Raw genomic sequence first — 20019 nt, 5'->3', positions numbered from 1 at the left:
ACGTCTCAGTTGTCGGTCACACCCTTCTCGGTTTCGCGCACGATCACTTCGTTGTGGTCGACGACGAGCTCGAGCATCATCTGATCTTCGTAACGATCGTTTGAGTCGGCTTTACGTCGGCTCAAGTCTTGCGATGCGGCTTCAATGGCCGACTCAGCATCCCGCCAGAACAGGGTGATGCGGTAATCCCATTGATCATTGCCCGCCATGAACTGCGGCTGCGTGATGCGATAGCCACGCAATTTTCCTGCCGCCACCCATGCGTCCAACTTCGGCACTTCGCTGCGCTTGTACAAGGTGATGAACTGCAAAGCGCGACCCGGCTTCACCCAATAGGTGTGCTCGACGACCATTGGCTTTGCTGAAGCATCCTTCGCTTGCATCGCCGGCGCGAACAACAACGAAACGACTAAACCCCATGCGGACACAACACGTACGACACCCTTCAAAACAGACTTCCTCTTGTTACGTCAATCAAAAAACACAGAAGCAATGCGCCATCGCCTTGACCGGCGACGCATCACGACGAATCAATTGTGCTTGCACGGCTTGCAATTGCTTTTGTGCATCAGGCACAAAACCGGCAGCAAAACCTTGCAGGGTGCTGGAGTGCTTCAGCATGCTCACCGCAATGCGCGATTCCAAACGGCTACCGAACAAGCCACCAAACGGCGCGGCTGTGTTTTCGATGTATCGCACGTTGTAGGTGCCGGCCTTGCCGAGCTTTGCGCGTGTGGCGGCATCGTTCACGGCATCTGACAAGCCACCGAAGGCATCTACCAAACCGCGTTCCTTGGCTTGTGCACCGCTCCACACACGGCCGCGTGCCACAGCATCGATGGCATCGACCGGCTTGCCGCGTGCAGCGGCAACTTTGCCCGTGAAGTCGCGATAGCCTTTTTCAATCACGCTTTGAATCAAGGTGGCCAAGCCTTCATCAAGCGGACGGGTCGGATCGGTGGCACCTGCGAGCGGTGACGTGCCGACACCATCGGTATGCACACCAATCTTGCCGAGTGCGCGCGTCACGTTCGGCACCAAGCCGAAGATGCCGATTGAACCGGTAATGGTCGACGGGTCTGCATAGATGCGATCGGCATTCATGCTGATCCAATAACCGCCGGAAGCAGCGACGTCACCCATCGAAACAACAACGGGTTTGCCCGCTGCCTTCAACGCTTCAACTTCGCGGCGAATTTGCTCGGATGCAAACACTTCACCGCCCGGCGAGTTCACGCGCAGAACAACCGCTTTAATGGCGTCATCTTCGCGCGCCGAACGCAACAACTCCGCGGTGGATTCACCGCCGATGCTGCCAGGATCTTGTCGGCCCGGGACGATTTCACCCTCGGCAACAACCACACCAATCGACGTAGTCGAGAGGCTGGGCACTTTCAAACGATTGCTCGCGATGTATTCGTTCATGCCGATGGATCGCAGCCCGTCGTCAGACGCGTCATCGCCAAAACCCTTCTTGGCCAAATAGGCTTCAACTTCTTCGCGCGTCTTCAGACCATCGACCCATTTCTGTTGCACGGCATACGCGGCAAGATCGCCTTGCGCCGCTGCGACACCACTGGCCATGTTGTCGATGCTGGCACGCACCGTATCCGGCGAGAGCTTGCGCGCTTTGGCGATATCGTCGATATAGCGCGTCCACAGATCATTCATCCAGAACAAGTCGGCGACTTTGGATTCTGGCGACGCGTTGTCACGCACGTAGGGCTCTGCCGCAGATTTGTACTCGCCCACTTTGAACAAGCGGAAATCCACACCGAGTTTGTCTTGCAAGCCTTCGCGCATATACGGGCGGTAGCTCGCCAGACCTTCCAGCATCACGCCATAGCCCTGCGGATCAAGGAAAATTTCGTCGGCTTGTGCGGCCATCAAATACTGGCCTTGCGACATGCCTTGCGAGAACGCAGTAATTTTTTTGCCGCTTGCGCGGAAGCGCTGCAGAGCCGCCATCACTTCATGCAAAGACGCAAAGCCCGACGGATTGAAACTGTCGACATCCATCAGGATATGTTTGACGCTCTTGTCTTTCGTCGCGGCATCAATGACGCCGATCAAGTCACGCAATTGAACGACGCGATTTTGTTCGTTGCGTGAGTCAGCGGTCGACAACAAGCGCGTGATGGGATCGCGATCGTCCTGCTCGACAAGGCGACCTTTGGGCTCAAGCAACAACACGGAGTTCGCAGCCAGCGTTGTCGGCTGTTCTTCCCGCATCAGCAAACCGATGATGAAAAGCAACACCGCGAAGAACACGATATTCATGATCAAGCGACGGGTGAAATTCACTGCGTTCCACAGCCCCAAGAAAAAGCGGGCGATGGGACCACGGCGGCGGACGACAACTTCGTTCATCGGGAGCGGCTCAAGCCATTAAGGAATGGCCATAGCGTAGCAGTCGCACCCTGAAGACGGATGCGCCATAGGTCACCGAATGCCGTGTGTTTCCAGTTTTCGGATGGTGCGCATGGCACGCCAGCACAGACAAATGGCAGCCACCGTCAGACCAGCGGTCAGACCCACCCACATGCCCGCCGGGCCGTAGCCTGCGGCCAAACCTAGGCCTGCCCCCACGGGCATGCCGATCCCCCAATAGGAAAATGCCGCCAACAACATCGGCACACGAGTGTCCTTGAGTCCGCGCAGTGCACCTGCTGAGATCACCTGAACGCCATCGGGCAGTTGGAAGATCGCGGCGAAAATCAGCAAGTGGCTGGCGAGTGTGGCGACGACCACATCATTGGTATAGATATCGGCGACCCAGCGATTGCCCGAGATCAGCAAGATCACCGACAGCGTTTGCGTAATCAGCAGCAAGGTGTAGCCGGCGATGACTGCGCGGCGCAATTTGCCGGTATCGCTTTGCCCCATGGCGTGACCGACACGCACGGTTGTCGCTTCGGCAATGCCCATCGGAATCATGAAGCACAAGCTCGCCACATTGATTGCGATTTGATGCGCAGCGGCGGGTGTGGCACCGAGTCGCCCCATGAGTAATGACGTCGCGATGAACAAGCCACCCTCCATCGCCACCATGCCGCCAATGGGCAGACCGGTGCGGAGCAGCTTGACCAAGATCGCTTTGTTGGGCCGTTCAAACGTGCTGAACAATGCGAGGTCAGCAAAGCGCTTCGAGCGCCATAGATACAACGCAAAACAAATCGCTTGTGCCCACAGCATGATGGCCGACGCGACACCCAGACCATTCGCGCCCATTTCAGGCAATGGCCCCACACCGAAGGCCATCGCATAGCCCAGAGGCACCAAAACCAGCAAGCCGCCGAAGCCCAATAGCATCGTTGGCAGTGTCCAGTGCAAGCCATCACTCAGATAGCGCATGCACAAGTAGAACGTGAACGCAGGAATGCCCCAGCGGATGCCATCGATGAAACCCACGGCATGGGGAATCACTTCCGCATCAATGCCCATTGGTCCGAGCAGGTAGCGCCAGGTGCTCAAGATGGCGAACAAGGCGATACCGAGACCAAGCGCTAGCCATAGGGCCTGCCTGAACACGACGGGCACCTCATGACGACGGCCTGCACCATCCAACTCCGACACGTGCGGTGGCAAAGCCATCAACACGCCCATGGGCACGGTCATGGGCAACCAGTACAGCGCGTTGCCGACCGACACACCGGCCAAGGTTTGGGTGCCGTGGTGACCGGCCAATGCGGAGTCGACAAAGCCGATCAATCCGGACGACACATGGCCCAATACCAACGGTGCGGCAAGCACCGCAGTCGTTCGCATTTCGTGGCGCATCAGCACGCGCTTGCCGGTCGTGGACGTCATGGGCTTCCGAATGAAACGCCGCAAAAGATTCGGCGAGCGGGTATCTTATCAATCGGACTTCATGGGGACGTCGACGGGCAACGAACCGCTTCCAACGGAAATCACGCACGCAAGTACGTGTGAAAACTGCGCTACCGTTTTGGTCGGTGAGTACTGTCACGGCTGTGGCCAACACGCCCACAATCCCTTGCGAAGCGTGAAGCACGCCCTTGAGGAAGTGTTCGAGTCTTTTTGGCACGTCGACGGGCGGATCTTCCGCACCTTGCGTGACATTTGTATCCCGGGTCGCGCCGCGATCAATTACTTATCCGGTAAGCGTGTGCGCTATTTGCCGCCGCTGCGCATCTTCCTGATCTTGTCGATTTTCACCTTCTTTCTGGCGCATCTCGCAATGCCGGAAGGCACAGAGTTCAGGATTCGAGATGACAGCACTTTTAATAGCGTGAAAACAGTCGCTGAAGTGCAGAAGATGCGCACTGACACGATTGCGGCATTGGCCGAGGTGCCAGAACCGGGCAGGTCGATCAGCATCGACAAAGTGAATGAAGCGGCAAACATGCGTATTGCAGAGCTCGAACATCGCGCGCCAAGTGGCAGCGCGAACGATCTCAACGTGTCTGTGAAAACAAATGTTGAGAAAGAGTTGGACAAGGCGCGCGCGAATCCCTATCACTCCGCGAGCATGCCGGATTGGTATGACGCGATGATTCAGAAGCTGCGTCTGCGGATGTTGGCCAATATCGCCAAGCTCTCGAAAGGGCAAGACGAATTGGGGCCGTTGTGGTTGAGCTCAGTGCCCACCGCGTTGTTTTTCATGGTGCCGATTTTTGCGCTGTTGTTGCGCGTGTTCTATTGGCGCAGTTCGTTTACTTATCTCGAGCATTTGGTGGTCGCGCTGTATAGCCACGCACATTTGTTGATGCTCAGTGCGGTGTTATTGATCGGCGCAACCTTCGTGCACTTTACGGGCAGCACCTTGCTGCAGAAAGTGTTGCTGTATTGCATCGTGCCGGTATTGATTTGGGCCGCGGTGTATTTGTATCAATCTCAGAAGCGCATCTATCAACAGTCGACCTTGAAGACGACCATCAAGTATTTGATGTTGGGCAGCATGCATTTCTTCCTGATGATCATGGTGGCCTCCATCGCCGGCGTGATGATCTTCTTGAAGTAAGACGTCGCTGTTAGAAACTTTGCTCGAACAGCCACGTGTTGCGTTCTGTCGCCGACATGCTGAGGAGCTTTGCGCGAAGGGCTTCGCGTTGATCGACGGGTGTGCGCCAAGCGACGCGTTCCAGGCTGCTCAAGTGCTCGCGATCTAAACCGCGCAACATCGCAAGCACAGCCGCACGCTCTGATTCGGGCACGTAGCCGAACGCGGGTTGCAGATGCGGCCATGCACGACCCAAGGTCGGGCCCAGCAAGTAGCCACGTCGCGTCACGTCGTCCAGCGCTTCAAACTCAGCACGCATCACTTGCTGCTTGTCAGTCGACAAAGTGGCAAAACTTTGCGCCGCAGCGCGCACCGCGTTTTGCTCGGCAGCGGGCAACGCGGAGAACTGCATCTGCAATGTGTTGGCTTGTCGTTGCTGCACAGTCGCGGCCACTGCTTGCACATAGTTCGGATCTGCTTCGCCAACGTTGTCGACGCGCGTGCCGGCATTTTTAGTACATGCGCTGAGTACGATCACCGCGCACGCAACACCCCACAACCGTCGATCAAGGCGCATCTTCGGTCTCCGGCAAGGCACCGTTCGTCTCAATGGCGGTCGGCTCAGGTGCGTACTTGGGGTGTGCGTGTTGTGTTTGTTGCGCATACCACGCGTAGAACGCGAGGTCTTGTACTTCGGGCGCCAAGCTTACGGGCGTCACCGCGCGCGCGGGTGCCGCAGCCTGGGTGATCACGGGCAAGTCATCCAGCTGTCGCGTTTCGACGCGTACGCTGTGATCGTTGATGCGCTCTTGCACACTCGGCACGAAGGTCAACGCCAGCAGTGTCGCGCAAACGACGCCGACCAACATCAGGTTGCGGCGTGTTGTGCGCTTTAAGGCGTCGTCATCTTCTTCGTCGGCTGCGGCGACCACTTCCCCTGACATGCGCGCCTGGACCAGCGGCGCGGTGCGCGACAACGGCAGATGTTCGACATAGGCGGTGATTGCGCGCGACCAGGCCTGCCAACGCGTGCCGTCGACCGAGCCGTCCGCCAGACGCGGGACGCCGGCGTTCAGGCGCTCGGAATGGGCGTGCATGGACAGCCGCATGGCTTCTGCGCTGTCTTCGGCCGTGAGCCCCAACAGGGTCAGCAAGACGGCCGTGCGCGCCGGCAAGGGCAGCATGGCAAGGTCTTCGAACTCGGGACTTGCCTCGGCCAAGGCGGGTGCTTGGGCGGGCATGCGCGTCAGCAGGGGCCGCCACAGCATGCCGCGCGAGGTTGGACTGGCATCGGCATTCATGGTGCCCAAAGTGTGCCATTGGGCCAACCAAGCGGTCGCGACGGCGGTGGCCCGCTCAGGCGAACCTAGGGCCCAATCGCAGAAGGCCAATGCCTTCCTTTCATCACCGCGTAGGCGGGCATCGAGCTGTCCCGCAGAGGTCAAACCCGTCGTCAATTCAAAGCTCTGCAGTCGCCCTCATCAGCTAGGATGATAACGTCCGGATGTGCCACTTCAAGCTGCAATTAGCACTTGCATTTGCGCGACATCTATGCCGTTCGGGGAAAATTGTGCACAGCGGTCATCAAAGTGTCAAAGATTGCTCACTTGTACGTAAATGACTGCAAAATGAATGAAAATTAACATGCAAGCTATTGATTTTACTGATATTTGCGCAGATGGCACTTTTTTGTCCATCAGTGCGCTCTATTGTGAAAGTGCGGCCGCGCTTGGCGTTTCGCCGTTCATTGCACAGACTTATCCACAACTTGTGTGGATAACCTCAAACCCTTGAACACCCCCGCTGCCCCGGCGTCTCAGCGTCTGAAGATTCAGGTGGTTGTCCCTCGCCCGATGCTTCAGGCCTTCGACTACACCATCGACGATCAGGCACCGCAAACGGGCTGGGTCGGTTGCCGTGTTCGGGTGCCTTTTGGTGCCTCGACAACGGTCGGTGTCGTCATCTCAGAACCGGAAGCGACGGATAGCGACAGCCCACTGAAACCGATTGAAGCGCGGCTCGATTCGGCTTCGATTTTCGGTAGCGAGCTCTGGTCGAGCCTAGGCTGGTTGGCGCGCTACGTGCACGCACCTTTGGGCGAGGTGCTGGCCACCGCGCTGCCGACCGCGCTCAGGAACGGGGCTGATGTCCCCGTTCTGGAAACCACCTTTTGGCGTCTCACGGAAGCAGGTGCGACGGCGCGCAGCGGCGTACGGGGTGCCAAACAGAGTCAAGTACTGTCAGTTTTGGCCGAGGGTGAGCGTCCGAACGAAGCGCCTGAGCTCAAAGGCTTACATCCCGCGTTGCGCAGCTTGCAAGCACGCGGCTGGGTCGAAAGTGAAGTGCGACCGCAGCATGCACCTGAATCGCCCGAAGCTGCTGCGAGCGGATTTGAGTTGAATGAGGAACAGCGCGCAGCCGCGACGCAGATTCAGCAGACACAAGGCTTCAAAGCCTACTTGTTGGATGGCGTCACCGGCAGTGGCAAAACCGAGGTCTATCTAGAAGCGATTCGCAGCTGTATTCAATCGGGCAAACAAGCCTTGGTGTTGGTGCCAGAGATTGGGCTCACACCACAAACCGTGCGGCGTTTTGAAAAGCACTTGGGGATTCCGGTGCATGCATTTCATTCCGGCATGACTGACACCGCACGCTTGCACACTTGGCAAGCCGCGCGGACAGGCGTTGCACCGGTCGTGCTCGGCACGCGCTCGGCAGTGTTTATGCCTTTGGCGCATCCCGGATTGATAGTGGTCGATGAAGCCCACGACGCCAGTTACAAACAGATGGATGGCATGCGTTACAACGCGCACGATTTTGCTTTGGTGCGCGCACGTGCTTTAGGTGTGCCGATTGTGATGGGCACGGCGACACCGTCGATGGAAGATTTGCACGCGGCGGGACAAGGTCGTTTCGAGTATCTGCGCTTGTCCAAGCGCGCCGGCGTTGCACGCGCACCCAGTGTGCGCATCATGGATGTACGCAAGCTGCCCCTGGAAGCGGGTTTATCCAGCGCAATGATCACGCGCATGCGTGCAGCGTTGGATGCGGGCGGACAGGTCTTGGTATTCCGAAACCGTCGCGGCTTTGCGCCGGTATTGATGTGTCGCGATTGCGGATGGACGGCGCAATGTTCGCGCTGCGATTCGGCGATGACGGTGCACGGCAGTGGCAAACGCTTGCAGTGTCATCACTGCGGTGCGCATCGCCCCTCACCGTCTGCCTGCCCCAACTGCAACAACTTGGCGCTTGAACCGCAAGGCCAAGGCACTGAACGCATTGAAACGTTCTTGGCGGATCATTTCGATGATGTGCCCGTGATTCGCATTGATCGCGGCAGCACGCAACGCAAAGACGCCTTGGCGCGACACTTTGAAACGCTAGGTGATCAACCTGGCATTTTGGTGGGCACGCAAATGCTGGCGAAGGGGCATGACCTCGCCAAGCTCGCGTTGGTCGTCGTGCTCGGCATTGATGAAGCACTGTTTTCAACCGACTTCCGCGCCAGCGAACGCGTCGCGCAGCTGTTGATTCAAGTCGCTGGACGCGCCGGACGTGCAGACATGCCAGGCGAAGTGATTCTGCAAACGCATTACCCCGATCATCCTTTATTGAATACTTTGATCGAAGGCGGCTATCACGCGTTTGCGGATGCAGAGCTGGCCTTACGCGAAGCGGCAGGCTTTCCGCCCTTTGCACATATGGCGTTGCTGCGTGCGGAAGCAAAGCATGCACATCCGCCACGCGACTTCTTAGATGTCGCACGTGATCTGCTTGCGCAAGATGGCTTGGATGTTTCAGGCCCCGTGCCCGCGCCGATGCAACGTCGTGCAGGTTTTCTGCGCATGCAGTTGATGGTAACCGCGAAAGATCGCAAGGCATTGCAAGCAGCACTCGCGCGCGTGGTGCCGCAACTCTATGCCGCACCCGAAGCACGGAAGGTGCGTTGGTCTCTCGACGTCGACCCGATCGATTTGTATTGAGGCATAAAAAAGGGCACCGTCAGGCGCCCTTTTCGAGATCACTCACGCAAGCACTCAGGCCGCGAACAAAGCTTTCATCTTCTTCAGCGCATTGGCTTCCAACTGGCGAATGCGTTCTGCAGAGACGCCATACTCGGCCGCGAGATCTTGCAAGGTGACTTTATTGTCTTCGTCCAACCAGCGACGCTTGATGATGTCGCGCGAACGCGCATCCAAGCCGGCCAAACCTTCGCGCAACAAACCGAGTTGGTGGTCTTCGCCATCTGCGCGCTCGTAGGCTTGCGACGGATCTTCGTCATCCGTCATGAGATACGCAGCAGGTGCGGGCGGCGCGCGTTCTTCGTCTTCGTTTGCAGGTGCATCGAAGCCGATATCACGCCCCGACAAGCGGGATTCCATTTCCAACACTTCGCGTTCGGACACATTGAGATCACGCGCGACAGCACGCACCTCTTCGGCATTCATCCAACCCAAACGCTTCTTGCTCTTGCGCAGGTTGAAGAACAACTTGCGTTGCGCCTTGGTCGTTGCGACTTTGACGATGCGCCAGTTCTTGATGATGAACTCATGCATCTCTGCACGAATCCAATGCACCGCAAAGCTCACCAAGCGCACACCGACCTCGGGGTCGAAACGTTTGACGGCTTTCATCAAACCGATATTGCCTTCTTGAATCAGGTCGCCCACTTGCAAGCCGTAGCCTGCATAACCGCGTGCAACATGCACAACGAAACGCAAATGCGAGAGCACGAGTTCCTGCGCAGCGGCGAGATCGTTGTTGTCGCGCAGACGCGTTGCGAGTGCTTGCTCTTCTTCAACCGTCAAGACGGGAATTTGATGCACCGCGGAGATATACGCCTCGAGCGAGCCGAGCGCGTTGGGTACGGGCAGATTGTTTGTGACAAGCGCCCGCGAGGGGGTCAAAGTAGTCATGGCAGTCATTTTAGCAGTCGTCCCCCGGGAGTGCTAATTAGGCGCACCCCTCGAATCCTTTTATTCAGCTGGGGGCGGTTTTGGCAGAACAAAAGGGGGCTTTAGACAGAAACTGGCAATTGCCACCGGATCGGCCCGCGCCCGCCCTTCTCAAGCCATTGATTTGCTTTGGAAAAGTGGCCGGAACCGAAAAAGCCGCGATGGGCAGACAGGGGTGACGGATGCGGCGCCCGCAGTACCCGATGGCGGCGATCGTCGATCACCCGCCCCTTGGCTTGGGCGTAGCTGCCCCAGAGCAGGAAAACCAGCCCTTCGCGCTCGCGATTGAGGGTCTCGATCACGTGGTCGGTGAAGCCTTCCCAGCCGCGGTTTTGGTGGCTTCCGGCTTTGCCTTCTTCCACCGTCAGCACTGAGTTCAAGAGCAGCACGCCTTGCTGCGCCCAAGGCATCAGGTAGCCGTGCGCGGGCGGCACGAAGCCAACGTCGGTTTTCAGTTCTTTGTAAATGTTCTGCAGCGACGGCGGCACGGGTGTGCCTGGCAAAACCGAAAAACACAAACCATGGGCTTGCCCTGCGCCGTGATACGGATCTTGGCCGAGGATGACGACTTTGACCTGATCAAACGGTGTGGCGTCGAAGGCTGCGAAGATTTGCGCGGGCGGCGGGAATACGGTGTGACCCGCGGCAATACGTTCGCGCAAGAAACCAGAGAGCGCTTGCATGTCGTCGCGCTGGAACCACTCACCCACATGGTGCTTCCAAGAAGCTTCAAGCTTCAAGGCGTCGTTCGCGGTCACGAATGAAGTCGGGCTGCACGCAGTTGGAACAAGATCTTGGTCACCACCATGCGTTCTTCCACCGGCTTCAAGACCAAGTCGTTCGCACCTGCTAAGAACAACTCACGTTGCTTGTCGGGGTTCTCATCGCCGGTCATGACGAGTGCAGGCAACAAACGCTTGCTGTAACCCAGACCATGGCGCACATGCTTCAGCACATCGAGACCGCCGAGCGGACCATTCAAATAGACGTCGGTGAGCACCAAGTCGGCGCCGACTTCATCGACCGCACCATGATGCAAGTCGAGGTACTCAATCGCGGCTTCCGCGCTGTCGACATGAATGACGGTCAGGCCTTGCGCGGCCAACATGCGCTTGGTCGCCAATGCAACGACGCGGCTGTCTTCAACATACAAGATGCGTGCGCCGTCGATGGGTTGCGGCTGGATGTAGCCGCGTACAAACGCCGCAAGCGCCGGAAACCCTGCACTCTTGTCAAAGTAGTCGGTGACGTCATCACCCAACGTGCGTGAAGCAAGTCGGCTGTTTACATCAGACGACACCACAATGACCGGGACATAGGCTTGGCCTGCGGCATCGCGCACGGCTTTCGCAACTTGCAGGCCGTCACCGTCGTCCAAACTCAATGAAGTCGTGACGAGATCTACGGCGCCAAGATTCAAACACGCGCGCGCTTGCTTCAGGCCGGTGCTTTCCACCACCGTGACATTCGGCAATTCCTTCTTCAGCAAGTCGCTGATCAGTTTGCGCACCATCCTGGAACTTTCAACAATCAAAACGCGCGGGTTGTCGGCAACGACGTGGCGCAGATCGCGTGGCGTAGTACTCATGCGTCAGCGTCCCATTGGTCGGGTTTGACGCAAGAAGTGACCGGTGACAAAACCGGCGCCCATCCAGCCGAGGAAACCTGCGACCAATACCGCTGCGACGGCTTGCACCACGTTGAATCCTTGCAACGAAAACTGACTGCCATAACTGCCTGCAAGTGCAGAGAGCGACGGTTGCAAGGCGCGATTCACGCCACCGAGCAACACCAAAGCCAACACGCCCGCTGCAATGCCGTACCACGCACCCAAATACAGGAAGGGTCGACGAATGAAACCATCGGTGGCGCCCAACAATTGCAGCACGCCCAATTCTTCACGACGCGATTGGATATCCAAGCGCACGGTGTTACCGATCACGAGCACGGCGGCCGCGCCCAAGACAATGGCCAAGATCCACGCGAGCTGTGCGCCGAAACCAAGCCATTGGTCCAAACGTTGGCGCCAAATTTGATCGTGCTGCACGATGTCGACTTTCGGCGAGGTTTGCATTTCTGCCACCAAACCCGCGTCGTCAGCTTTGGGCGTGATGATCAACAAATGCGGCAAGGGATTGCTGTCCAAGCTATCCAGGGCTTCACCTAAATTCGACGTTTTGCGCAGGTCTGCCAACCCTTCTTCAGGTGTTTTCCACACGATATTCGCAACGTCACTGCGAGCGCGGATCGATTCCGTCAATGCACGCGCATCTTCGGTCGTCACGTCTTGTTTCAAGAACACGCTGATCTCGCGCGACTGCTGCACATTGCCGGCGAAGCGCTCAATATTTTGCAGGCTGGCGAGTAAGCCCAAAGGTAAAGCGAGCGCCAATGCCAAGACAGCGATCGTAAGCAATGACGCAAACGGCTTGCGCACTAACGAACGCACACTGGCGGTCAGGCTGCGCCAGTGATGGTCGAGCCAAATCGAAAACGCAGAAGGTGCGGCGACGCGCTTTGCATCATTCATCGGCGAGGTCCTCCGGCGCGATGTCGTCAACCAGCTCGCCTTCTGACAACACGAGCACGCGTTTCTTCATACGTTTCACCAGTGCGAGGTCGTGGCTCGCCACCATCACGCTCGTTCCTCGTTGCGGCAGGGCCGCAAAGATTTCCATGATTTCCGCGCTGAGTGTCGGGTCCAAGTTGCCGGTCGGTTCATCGGCGATCAACATGCGCGGTTCGCCGATCATGGCGCGCGCAATGCCGACGCGTTGTTGCTCACCTGCTGACAGCTGCGAAGGCAAGGCCTTGCCGCGGCCGCCTAAGCCCATGCGTTCCAACATGCTGTTGACGCGCTTTTGGATTTCTGCGCGCGGCATCCCGCGCAACACCAACGGCAGGCCGATGTTTTCTGCGACCGATCGTTCTGCCAACAGTTGATGGTTCTGATACACCACGCCGACTTCGCGACGATGAAACGCAATTTTGCGGCCGGTGACATTGCTCAGATTCCGCTCATCAAACATCACCGATCCAATCGACGGGCGATCGGTGAGTTGAATCAATTTGAGCAACGTACTTTTGCCCGCACCGGAATGACCGGTGATAAACAGCATCTCACCCGGCGCAACCGCAAAGGTCACGTGACGTAGGGCTTCTCGACCGCCCGTATAGGTTTTTCCGACGCCATCGAAGCGAAGAATACTCATGCGCCCATTATGCCCAGCGTTGTGAACTTCGCCTACCGTGTGCAAGCACTCAATGTTGCTTTTGCGGACCGCGTTTCAGCAGATTTCGTAATCCACTGCCGATTTTGCGCAAAAGACCGGGGCCGCTCGGTGCCGGCACCGTGGGTTGCGACGTACGTGAATCACGCTTCTGTGCGCCACCGTTGGTCTGGTTGGCGGAAGCACCCTCTTGACCTTCAATCCGCTTGCCGCGACGGCGACGACGACGCTTGCGTTCTGCACCCTCACCGGCTTGCGCCACTGCAGGTGCTGCTGTGGATGTGTCGCTGCTGTGCGTGCGCGGCACCGCGTCGCCTTCGGCACGTGGGGTGCGTGGCTTTCGGCAGCGCTCGCCCGGTCGGGCACTGCGCGGCTTTTGCTTTTCTTGTTGCGTCTTGCGGAACTCGCGCGCTTCTTTGAAAACTTCGCCGAGGTCTTCCTTGTCTTCGTCGGCAATGACGCGTGCCTCGCGCGGCACGGCCGTCATCAATTCTTCGGTAACGGTGCCACGCGGGATGGCTTGCTCAATATAGGTTTCGATATCGGGCAATGACATGGCATAGCGTTCGCAAGCGAAGCTGATGGCATCGCCCTCTTCGCCCAAACGTGCGGTACGACCGATGCGATGCACATAGTCTTCCGCATCGAACGGCAAATCGTAGTTGAACACGTGGGTGACGCCTGCGATATGCAAACCGCGCGCCGCCACGTCTGTCGCCACCAACACTTCGAGCTGACCTGCTTGGAATTTGCGCAGCAAACTTTCACGTTTCTTCTGCGGCACATCACCACTCAAGACACCGACTGCATAGCCGGCCTTTTCAAGCCCGCGCGCCACGCGCTCGACGAACATCTTGGTATTGACGAACACCATGCTGCGGGCATCGGGCACGCGCGACATCAGACCGATCAGCAATTTCAGCTTTTCGTCGTCTGAAGGGAAATACAGCACCTGACGCACGCGCGCAGCGGTGATGGATTCGCTTTCCACCACCAACTTCTCGGGATCGTTCATGTGCTCATAGGCAAGCTCCAGCACGCGATGCGACAACGTGGCGGAGAACAACATGGTTTGACGTTCGGTGCGCGGCGGCATGCGGCGCAACAAGAAGCGGATGTCTTTAATGAAGCCCAGATCGAACATGCGATCGGCTTCGTCCAGCACACACATTTCGCAGGCATGCAGCGACACCACTTTGTGTTGACGCACGTAGTCAATCAGTCGACCCGGCGTCGCAATGATGACGTCCGCACCTTCTTGCAACTGCGCGCGCTGCTTGTCGTAATCGACCCCGCCGTAGATCAATGCAAAACGCAAACCCAGATCACTGCCGAACTTAACAGCATCTTTGTGAATTTGAATTGCGAGCTCACGTGTCGGTGCGAGGATCAATGCGCGCGGATCTTCCGGCTTGCGCTCGGCCAACGCAGGACGGCTCATCAAGCGATTCATCACCGCCACCAAGAAGGCCAAGGTTTTCCCGGTGCCGGTTTGTGCCTGGCCCGCAACATCGCGGCCCGCCAGTGCGAACGGTAAGGTCAATGCTTGAATCGGTGTGCAGCGGACGAAACCGGCTGATTCCAACCCCCCGAGCAGTGCAGGCTCGATCGGCAAGGCGTTGAAGGTGATATCGGTCAGCGGTTTATCGGACATGAATGGCTCAGTTGGGCAGAACACCCTTGCACACAGCCGCATGTCTGTTCAGACTGGAAGCTAGGGTGCGCGGTGACGCGCTTGTAGTTGTTTAGTAAGAGCCCCATGTTACCAATGACCTCCGATGCACGTCGGCACGTCTTGTTTGAACCCCCCGTTTTTGGAGTAAAGAATGTCTAGCCCCAACGTCGTACATGCCACCACTGCAGACTTCGATCAGCTTGTTTTGTCGTCGAAGGAACCCGTGTTGGTGGATTTCTGGGCCCCTTGGTGTGGTCCGTGCCGCTCGATTGCGCCGGTCCTCGATCAATTGGCCGACCAATATTCAGGTAAGGCCAAGGTCGTTAAAGTCGATATCGAGGCCCACCCGCAAATCGGCATGCGCTACAACGTGCGCAGCATCCCGATGTTGGTCATGTTCAAGGACGGCCAACCGGCCGCCACCCAGGTCGGCGCACCGCCGAATGTGGCCGGCGTTTTGGGCGGCATGATTGACAAAGCCATCGCCTAAGAATGAACCCCAGCCCGCCGCGGTGCTTGCCGCGGCGCGGCTTCAGTGCTAAGTTTCACCCATCTGGCGTGCGTCCCCGCCGCCCAATTCCCTTTACTCCCACCCATCCGCCTGACCTTCAGGCGCTCGCCCTTTGCGAGGAAACCACTTGTCCGACGAAATCGAAAGCACCGGCGAAACCGCTACGACTAAGCGTGTTCGCAAGCCGCGCGTGAGCAAATCCGCTGCCGCCCCCGTAGAAAACACCCCCTCTGAAAGCTCGGCTGCGAATGTTTCGCCAGCAGCCGAAGCTGCACCGCGCAGCCCTAGACCGCCGCGCGAACGCAACCCCGACACCTCCGCCGACACGGCACCCGCAGCGACCGAATCGGCACACGCCGATGCGCCGCCGGCACGTCAACGCGACGACGGTGGCGATAACGGCCAAGACGAAGGCGGCCAAGACAACGGCGGCTACGGCCAGCGCAACAATCGTCGCGAACGTTTCCGCAACCGCCGCGACCGCCAACGTGATCGCTATCGCGATCCCGGTTTGCCGCAAGACGACAATGGCGACCCGAACGCGCAACCGGGCTACGGCCGCCCGATGCCGACCATTCCGGAAGGCTTCCCGCAATATTCCTTGAGCGATCTGAAGCGCATGCCGGCAGCTAAGTTGCTGGATATTGCTGAACAACTGCAGATTCAAGAAGGCGTGGCGCGTGCGCGCAAGCAAGACGTGATCTTCGCGGTTCTGAAAGTGCTGACCCGCCACGGTGACGGTGTCGCCGCAGACGGTGTGCTCGAAATTTTGCCCGATGGCTATGGCTTCTTGCGCGCTGCGGAAGCGAGCTACCTTGCCGGTCCGGATGACGTGTACATCTCGCCGAGCCAAATTCGTCGCTTCAACCTGCGCACGGGTGACCACCTGAGTGGTCGTATCCGTTGGCCGAAAGATGGCGAACGTTATTTCGCGCTCGCCGTGGTCGACACCATCAATGCCGAGCCGATTGAAGCCAGCAAGAACAAAACCTTGTTTGAAAACTTGACGCCTTTGTTCCCGCGCAAGCGTTTCCGTTTGGAACGTGGTGACGGCTCCAGCGAAGACATCACGGGCCGCATCCTCGACTTGATGGCGCCGCAAGGTAAAGGCCAACGTGCACTGATCGTGTCGCCGCCGAAAGCCGGTAAGACGATGATGATGCAACAGATCGCCACGGCGATTACGCACAACCATCCCGACGTGCATTTGATCGTGTTGTTGATCGACGAACGTCCGGAAGAAGTGACTGAAATGCAGCGCACCGTGCGCGGCGAAGTCATTTCTTCGACCTTCGACGAACCCGCAGCACGCCACGTGCAAGTCGCCGAAATGGTGATCGAGCGCGCCAAGCGCTTGGTCGAACACAAGAAAGACGTGGTCATCTTGCTCGACTCGATCACCCGTCTCGCACGCGCTTACAACAACGTCTTGCCGAGTTCCGGCAAAGTGTTGACGGGTGGTGTGGACTCGAACGCCATGCACCGTCCGAAGCGTTTCTTTGGTGCGGCACGTAACGTGGAAGAAGGTGGCTCGCTCACCATCATTGCCACGGCACTGGTCGATACCGGCTCTGCGATGGACAAGGTGATCTACGAAGAATTCAAGGGTACCGGTAACTCGGAAATCCACTTGGATCGTCGCATCACCGAGAAGCGCGTTTACCCCGCCATCGGTGTGAACTTGTCCGGCACGCGTCGCGAAGATTTGTTGATCGAACCGGAACTGCTGCAAAAGATTTGGATCTTGCGCAAGTTGTTGCATCCGATGGACGAAATTGCCGCCATGGAGTTCTTGCTCGACAAGATGAAGAACACCAAGAGTAACGATGAGTTCTTTAGCTCAATGAAGCGCTAAACACAGAAAATTTGTTTTCTTCTGAAATGTACTGGAAGCCCTGCTTAGGTCTTTATCAATAAGGCCACTTCACAAGCAGGGCTTTCTTGTGTTTGAAAGCAATTTTGGTGCTTTGCAACGAATGCACCCGCGAACGCTTAAAGAAAATTTGGACCGCAAGTGCCGTTTCGCGCGGAACAAAAGCGATTCTTAGCGATACAAGTTAGCTCGAAGCAGCGTGTATTGACGACAGGCATAACAATGCTGAGGAGTCGCGCTTGAAGAACAAGTTAACCCTTAATGACCCATTCTTTGAAACTTTGGTAAAGCTTGGCGCATCCTCTGGCATCCCGTGTTCTGTCGGCAGACCGAGCGGAACCCTTTCGTAACCCGATTTCTCAAATGCTTGAACGGCCTTTTCCCAAGGTACGCACGGTTTTTGCTCAAACCAGTATGCATGGATCAATTTCATCGGGTTCTCGCGAACCTCAGTCTTGGCCAATGAAAAATCTTGCCCTGAAACGGGCGCCTTCGAAATCTCAGCCTTGTCGAAATAATTGGCTTCAATGCGCGAAATGAGCTCGGACAGACGCAATGCGTCTCGACTCTTCGCTGCAATAGATGTAGTGCAGGCGCATTCAACCAAGATGAGCAACAAAATCGCTAACGCTCTCATAGAGGCCCCCGGTCACAAATGACCACTGGAATGTCTAGTAGATGCAATTGACAAAGTTGAGCCAAGCTTTGTGCTTGACGCTTAGTGAACGACAACTCGATCGCGGCCACCTTCTTTTGCCTCGTACAGTGCCTGATCGGTGCGGGCCATCCAGACCTTGATCTGCTCTTCGGGCTGCCACGCGGTTGCGCCGATCGACGCCGTCACGCACTGGTCTTCCGCTTTAAGTTCCTGACGGAACAAGTCGAGCAGTCGCTCGGCATGCGCCGCCATATGCACGGCGTCCATGCCAGGTAACAGCAACGCAAATTCTTCCCCGCCTAGGCGGAAGAGCTCATCGATGCTGCGCGAATTGTGGTGGATGATGCGCGCGAAATCGGTCAACACGCGATCACCTTCTGCGTGCCCGTAGCGGTCGTTGATCTGCTTAAAGTGATCCAAGTCGAGCATGAACATGCCAAGCGCAGTGCCGTGACGTCGCGCTTCGTCCATGAGTGCTTCGACACGCCAAGAAAAAGCGCGACGATTGCCGATCCCGGTGAGAGAATCTTGCATCGCAATGGCTTCCAACTGTTTGCGATGTCGCTCTTCCCGGAACGCAAACACGAAGTTGAAACCAATGACCAAGGCGCCTGCCGCCGTGAAACCCATGAAATCGACCGTGCTTTCCAGAACGAATAAGCGCGCAGCGACGCACAGCAAAGTGACGACAGTCAGCAGCAAGGCCGTGAAGTGGCCGAACAGCAAGAACATCACCGCGAACACCACAAATACCCAGTGCGTGCCCGAAGCAGGGTCGACCCAAGCACTGATCAAGATGCCGACATTGGAGAGAATGGCCGCGGTACGCGCAACGTATTCAGGTCGAACACCGCCCAACATGGCCAAAAAGCTTGCGAATAAGACAGTCGCGAGGGCGATATCGACCCACATCTGAACCTGATTGCCTTCTGCAAAACGCAGCCAAGCCATGAGCCCGCTGACAACGAAGGCACCCGCGACCACAAGCACCAATAGGCGGAAACCAAAGTCTTCTTTGAATCGTTTGAGCGCCGAACTGCCGCCGTCAAACCGATTGAATTTCAGCACGTCACATCATCCGCTGCGAGCGGCGCGCCACGGTTCGAACAGTGCGCGAAGGCGTTCATTGGCAACAGTGTGTCATTGACCAATTGAGTTGCAAGCGCGGGCGCAACAAGTTGTGCGGCAGGGCCTGCTACGGGTGATAACCACGTCTCAACCTGTGCATGGTGTTCATGTGCGGTTTGCTTCATTGCATCCAACGCACGCGCAGCCGTTGCGCGCGATGCAAACCACGCAAAAATCGTTGGGCCTGAGCCGGAAATGCTGGCACCCAAGGCACCCATGGCTTGCGCCGTGTGCTTTATTTCCGCAAACCCGGGGATCAAATGCGCACGACGCGGTTCAATCATCACGTCGTCGAGTCCCAATCGAATTAAATCGAAGTCGTCGTGTGTCAGGCCTGTTAACAGCAAGGCCAGATGCGACGCTTGCGTGACACAGACATCCAAGGCATATGGCGCAACGAGCACCTCGCGCGCACGTCGCGTTTCAATTGACATGCCCGGCTTCAGCACCACGCAGTACAAGTCAGCAGGTACATGCAGTGCGCGTAACACTTGTGGCGGCGCTAGCGCCAAGCCACCCAACAACATCGGCCCGACGTTATCGCCGGGCGCAGCGTCCGTAGAGGCACTTTCGCCGCGACGCGCGAATGGATACAGATCCACCATCGGCAACGGTGTGTCCAACAATGCATTCGCCGCCACAACGGCTGCGACAGCGGACGCGGCGGAACCGCCCATCCCCGAGCCCAAGGAAATGCCTTTGTGCAGTTCAATCTCAAAACCGAACGGCAAGTCCAAAGCATCGACCATGGCCTGCACTGCACGACCCGCGGTGTTCAGCGTTGGGTCGAGGGGAATGCCGTCCATGCCGGGCAATTGGCTGTGCACACCGGAGAGGGTGACGCCTTTGGCTTGCTGTCGCACGCATGCGAGATCGGCCGGGCCGTAAAAGGTGTGCCCCAGCAAATCGAAACCCACACCAATATTGCCTACACAGGCCGGCGCAATGGCGCAGGCGATGGTAGTACCGCGAACGACATCGCGGTCACCTCGTATGATCATGATTGAGATAATAGACGCAATTGCG

At 57.6% G+C, this 20019-nt stretch carries 18 protein-coding genes; 4 read left to right on the top strand and 14 right to left on the bottom strand.

Going from position 1 to position 20019, the window contains the following annotated elements; translation table 11 throughout:
* Positions 1-5: 5 nt before the first annotated feature.
* The 3 genes from G7069_RS04860 to G7069_RS04850 all read right to left on the bottom strand — a co-directional run bounded on the left by G7069_RS04860 (position 6) and on the right by G7069_RS04850 (position 3810).
* On the bottom strand, positions 6-449 hold the full coding sequence (locus G7069_RS04860) for a hypothetical protein (RefSeq protein ID WP_166294871.1): 444 nt from the start codon (positions 447-449) through the stop codon (positions 6-8).
* A gap of 25 nt (positions 450-474) precedes the next feature.
* Entirely contained in the window at positions 475-2370 is a 1896-nt protein-coding gene (sppA, locus tag G7069_RS04855; RefSeq protein WP_166294869.1) for a signal peptide peptidase SppA, read from the bottom strand.
* Between the two features lie 72 nt (positions 2371-2442).
* Positions 2443-3810 carry an MATE family efflux transporter gene (locus G7069_RS04850; protein ID WP_240912637.1) on the bottom strand — a complete coding sequence of 456 codons (1368 nt, stop codon included), beginning with the start codon at positions 3808-3810 and terminating at the stop codon, positions 2443-2445.
* Positions 3811-4006: 196 nt separating this feature from the next.
* On the opposite strand from G7069_RS04850, the gene G7069_RS04845 reads away from it, so the two are divergent.
* Positions 4007-4984: a DUF3667 domain-containing protein gene (locus tag G7069_RS04845; RefSeq protein WP_166294838.1), complete on the top strand. Its 978-nt coding sequence runs from the start codon at positions 4007-4009 to the stop codon at positions 4982-4984.
* A gap of 10 nt (positions 4985-4994) precedes the next feature.
* Here G7069_RS04845 and G7069_RS04840 read toward each other — a convergent pair whose 3' ends face one another.
* Together G7069_RS04840 and G7069_RS04835 are read right to left on the bottom strand one after the other, a co-directional pair.
* Positions 4995-5540: a hypothetical protein gene (locus tag G7069_RS04840; protein WP_166294835.1), complete on the bottom strand. Its 546-nt coding sequence runs from the start codon at positions 5538-5540 to the stop codon at positions 4995-4997.
* Complete coding sequence (locus G7069_RS04835) at positions 5530-6420, bottom strand: hypothetical protein (protein ID WP_166294832.1); 891 nt, start codon at positions 6418-6420, stop codon at positions 5530-5532. Before G7069_RS04835 ends, G7069_RS04840 begins: the two co-directional genes overlap by 11 nt.
* Before the next feature lie 396 nt (positions 6421-6816).
* Here G7069_RS04835 and G7069_RS04830 point away from each other — a divergent pair, with 396 nt between their 5' ends.
* On the top strand, positions 6817-8946 hold the full coding sequence (locus tag G7069_RS04830; RefSeq protein ID WP_240912653.1) for a primosomal protein N': 2130 nt from the start codon (positions 6817-6819) through the stop codon (positions 8944-8946).
* A gap of 54 nt (positions 8947-9000) precedes the next feature.
* Here the strand turns inward: G7069_RS04830 and rpoH are convergent, their stop codons facing one another.
* The 6 genes from rpoH to rhlB form a co-directional block, all read right to left on the bottom strand.
* Positions 9001-9879 carry an RNA polymerase sigma factor RpoH gene (rpoH, locus tag G7069_RS04825; protein ID WP_166294830.1) on the bottom strand — a complete coding sequence of 293 codons (879 nt, stop codon included), beginning with the start codon at positions 9877-9879 and terminating at the stop codon, positions 9001-9003.
* 101 nt (positions 9880-9980) lie between these two features.
* Positions 9981-10676, bottom strand: a complete 696-nt coding sequence (gene ung / locus G7069_RS04820) for a uracil-DNA glycosylase (protein ID WP_166294828.1) — start codon at positions 10674-10676, stop codon at positions 9981-9983.
* Entirely contained in the window at positions 10673-11506 is an 834-nt protein-coding gene (locus G7069_RS04815; protein ID WP_166294826.1) for a response regulator, read from the bottom strand. The genes ung and G7069_RS04815 overlap by 4 nt, the downstream gene beginning before the upstream one ends.
* A 3-nt stretch (positions 11507-11509) precedes the next feature.
* Positions 11510-12448 carry a permease-like cell division protein FtsX gene (gene ftsX, locus G7069_RS04810; protein WP_166294823.1) on the bottom strand — a complete coding sequence of 313 codons (939 nt, stop codon included), beginning with the start codon at positions 12446-12448 and terminating at the stop codon, positions 11510-11512.
* A complete protein-coding gene (locus G7069_RS04805) occupies positions 12441-13130 on the bottom strand; it encodes an ATP-binding cassette domain-containing protein (protein ID WP_166294821.1) in 690 nt (229 codons plus the stop codon). The genes ftsX and G7069_RS04805 overlap by 8 nt, the downstream gene beginning before the upstream one ends.
* Before the next feature lie 49 nt (positions 13131-13179).
* On the bottom strand, positions 13180-14802 hold the full coding sequence (gene rhlB / locus G7069_RS04800; protein ID WP_166294819.1) for an ATP-dependent RNA helicase RhlB: 1623 nt from the start codon (positions 14800-14802) through the stop codon (positions 13180-13182).
* Positions 14803-14974: 172 nt separating this feature from the next.
* Between rhlB and trxA the strand changes: the two genes are divergently transcribed.
* Together trxA and rho are read left to right on the top strand one after the other, a co-directional pair.
* On the top strand, positions 14975-15313 hold the full coding sequence (trxA, locus tag G7069_RS04795) for a thioredoxin (RefSeq protein ID WP_166294816.1): 339 nt from the start codon (positions 14975-14977) through the stop codon (positions 15311-15313).
* 148 nt (positions 15314-15461) lie between these two features.
* Entirely contained in the window at positions 15462-17189 is a 1728-nt protein-coding gene (gene rho / locus G7069_RS04790; RefSeq protein WP_166294814.1) for a transcription termination factor Rho, read from the top strand.
* Positions 17190-17391: 202 nt separating this feature from the next.
* Here the strand turns inward: rho and G7069_RS04785 are convergent, their stop codons facing one another.
* From G7069_RS04785 to G7069_RS04775, 3 genes are all read right to left on the bottom strand, one after another.
* A complete protein-coding gene (locus G7069_RS04785; protein WP_166294812.1) occupies positions 17392-17844 on the bottom strand; it encodes a hypothetical protein in 453 nt (150 codons plus the stop codon).
* 81 nt (positions 17845-17925) lie between these two features.
* Positions 17926-18933 carry a GGDEF domain-containing protein gene (locus G7069_RS04780; RefSeq protein WP_166294810.1) on the bottom strand — a complete coding sequence of 336 codons (1008 nt, stop codon included), beginning with the start codon at positions 18931-18933 and terminating at the stop codon, positions 17926-17928.
* A complete protein-coding gene (locus G7069_RS04775; RefSeq protein ID WP_166294808.1) occupies positions 18927-19994 on the bottom strand; it encodes a homoserine kinase in 1068 nt (355 codons plus the stop codon). The genes G7069_RS04780 and G7069_RS04775 overlap by 7 nt, the downstream gene beginning before the upstream one ends.
* Between the last annotated feature and the right edge of the window lie 25 nt (positions 19995-20019).

It is taken from the genome of Lysobacter sp. HDW10 (genome assembly GCF_011300685.1).
Classification (GTDB): Bacteria; Pseudomonadota; Gammaproteobacteria; order Xanthomonadales; family Xanthomonadaceae; genus Solilutibacter.
This window is presented reverse-complemented; position numbering and strand designations above follow the sequence as displayed.

What these genes read in the sequence shown, in the direction of transcription:
- sppA (WP_166294869.1), bottom strand. Translation starts at nt 2,370, where the DNA reads ATGAACGAAGTTGTCGTCCGCCGCCGTGGTCCCATCGCCCGCTTTTTC.
- G7069_RS04850 (WP_240912637.1), bottom strand. Translation starts at nt 3,810, where the DNA reads ATGACGTCCACGACCGGCAAGCGCGTGCTGATGCGCCACGAAATGCGA.
- G7069_RS04840 (WP_166294835.1), bottom strand. Translation starts at nt 5,540, where the DNA reads ATGCGCCTTGATCGACGGTTGTGGGGTGTTGCGTGCGCGGTGATCGTA.
- G7069_RS04830 (WP_240912653.1), top strand. Translation starts at nt 6,817, where the DNA reads ATGCTTCAGGCCTTCGACTACACCATCGACGATCAGGCACCGCAAACG.
- rpoH (WP_166294830.1), bottom strand. Translation starts at nt 9,879, where the DNA reads ATGACTACTTTGACCCCCTCGCGGGCGCTTGTCACAAACAATCTGCCC.
- G7069_RS04815 (WP_166294826.1), bottom strand. Translation starts at nt 11,506, where the DNA reads ATGAGTACTACGCCACGCGATCTGCGCCACGTCGTTGCCGACAACCCG.
- ftsX (WP_166294823.1), bottom strand. Translation starts at nt 12,448, where the DNA reads ATGAATGATGCAAAGCGCGTCGCCGCACCTTCTGCGTTTTCGATTTGG.
- G7069_RS04805 (WP_166294821.1), bottom strand. Translation starts at nt 13,130, where the DNA reads ATGAGTATTCTTCGCTTCGATGGCGTCGGAAAAACCTATACGGGCGGT.
- rhlB (WP_166294819.1), bottom strand. Translation starts at nt 14,802, where the DNA reads ATGTCCGATAAACCGCTGACCGATATCACCTTCAACGCCTTGCCGATC.
- trxA (WP_166294816.1), top strand. Translation starts at nt 14,975, where the DNA reads ATGTCTAGCCCCAACGTCGTACATGCCACCACTGCAGACTTCGATCAG.
- G7069_RS04785 (WP_166294812.1), bottom strand. Translation starts at nt 17,844, where the DNA reads ATGAGAGCGTTAGCGATTTTGTTGCTCATCTTGGTTGAATGCGCCTGC.
- G7069_RS04775 (WP_166294808.1), bottom strand. Translation starts at nt 19,994, where the DNA reads ATGATCATACGAGGTGACCGCGATGTCGTTCGCGGTACTACCATCGCC.